Annotated in this window: 2 protein-coding genes; both read left to right on the forward strand. The window is 71.9% G+C overall.

The annotated features are described in order from the left end of the window. On the forward strand, window positions 1-1,508 hold a 1,508-nt coding region (locus Mterra_RS20940), incomplete at its 5' end, for an ABC transporter permease (protein WP_147373020.1). Then, window positions 1,505-1,879: ABC transporter ATP-binding protein (locus Mterra_RS20945; RefSeq protein WP_119316839.1), on the forward strand; the 375-nt coding region annotated here is incomplete at its 3' end. The genes Mterra_RS20940 and Mterra_RS20945, both read left to right, overlap by 4 nt.

Raw genomic sequence — 1,879 nt, forward strand, 5'->3', positions numbered from 1 at the left:
GCACGGCGGTGGGGGTGGCCCTCTTCGGGCGGGGGGCGCTGGCCTCGAGCCTCCTGGTGGCCGGGGTGGTGGCCCCGCTCGCCACGCTGCTGGGCCTGGCCTTCGCCCTGCTGCAGCAGCGCACCCGCCTGCGCTGGCTTCAGCCTTTGCTGGGCGGGCTGGCGCTGCTGCCGCTCATCACCCCGCCCTTCGTGCTGGCCTTCGCGCTCATCCTGATGTTCGGGCGCAACGGCTTCATCACCGCGGGGCTGCTGGGCCTGGACCAGAACTTCCTCTTCGGGCCGGCGGGGCTCATCACCGCGCAGGTGCTGGCCTTCGCCCCCGTGGCCTTTCTGGTGCTGCGCGGCAGCGTGCAGGGGCTCAACGCCGCGCTCGAGGAGGCCGCCTCGAGCCTGGGCTCGAACCGCTGGCGGGTCTTCCGCACCGTGACCTGGCCGCTGCTGCGCCCGGGCCTAGCCAACGCGCTGCTGCTGTCGGTGATCGAGTCGGTCTCCGACTTCGGCAACCCGCTGATCCTGGGCGGCGACCGCAACTACCTGGCGACCGAGGTCTTCATCGCCTTCACCGGGCGCTACGACCCGGTGGAGGCCGCCGTCTACGGGCTGGTGCTGCTGGCGCTGGTGCTGCTGGTGTTCTGGCTGCAGTACCGCTGGCTGGGCCAGACCTCCTTCGTGACCACCACCGGCAAGCCCACCGGGGGCCGCCCCCTGCCGCTGCCGGGGGCGCTCGAGGCCGTGCTCACCGCGCTGCTGGCGCTGTGGAGCCTGCTGGTGGTGGGGCTGTACGGCTCGGTGATCGTGGGCTCGTTCGTGCAGTTGTGGGGCTTCAACTACACCCCCACCCTCAAGCACTACCACGACTTCCTCACCCTGGGGCTGCCCGTCTTCGTCAACACCTTCAAGATCGCCCTCGTCGCCGCGGTCCCCACCGCCGTCTTGGGCCTGCTGCTGGCCTACCTGGTCTTCCGGCAGGAGTTCGCGGGCAAGCGGCTGCTGGAGTTCTCGGCGCTGCTCTCCTTCGCCATGCCGGGCACGGTGATGGGGGTGGGCTACGTGCTGGCCTTCAACGGCGAGCCCTGGGTGCTCACCGGGACCACCGCCCTCATCGTGCTGGCCCTGATCTTCCGCGAGGTGCCGGTGGGCATCCGGGCGGGGGTGGCGGGGCTGGCGCAGATCGACCCGGCCCTCGAGGAGGCCTCGGCCACCCTGGGCGGCTCGAGCGGGCGCACCCTGGCGCGGGTGGTGCTGCCGCTGCTGCTGCCCGCCCTCATCGGGGGGCTGGCCTTCGCCTTCGTGCGCGGCATGACGGCGGTGAGCCAGATCATCTTCCTGGTGGGCCCGGGGAACCTGCTGGCGACGGTGCTGCTTTTGGGCTGGGTGGAGCAGGGGCAGATGGGCCGGGCCGCGGCCATGAGCACGGTGATGATCCTGAGCCTGCTGGCGGTGGTGCTGCTGTTGTTCCCGCTCAGCCGCCGCTTCGACGTGCGCGCGGGAGGAGGGGTGCGATGAGCGTCGCCCTGCGGCTGGAAGGACTGACCAAGCGCTTCGGCACGGCCACCGCCGTGGACCGGTTGGGGCTCGAGGTGCCCGCCGGCACCCTCATGACCCTGCTGGGGCCTTCGGGCTGCGGCAAGACCACCACCTTGCGGATGGTGGCGGGCCTGGAGGAGCCTACCGGGGGCCGCATCCTGCTGGGCGGGCGCGACATCACCGAGCTGCCGGCCCACCAGCGCGGCCTGGGCATGGTCTTCCAGAGCTACGCGCTCTTCCCGCACATGTCGGTCTTCGAGAACGTGGCCTACGGCCTGCGCAACCAGCGCCTGCCGGCTTCCGAGATACGGCGCCGGGTGGAGGGGGCGCTGGAGCGGGTGGGGCTGGCC

This window comes from Calidithermus terrae (genome assembly GCF_003574345.1).
GTDB lineage: Bacteria > Deinococcota > Deinococci > Deinococcales > Thermaceae > Calidithermus > Calidithermus chliarophilus.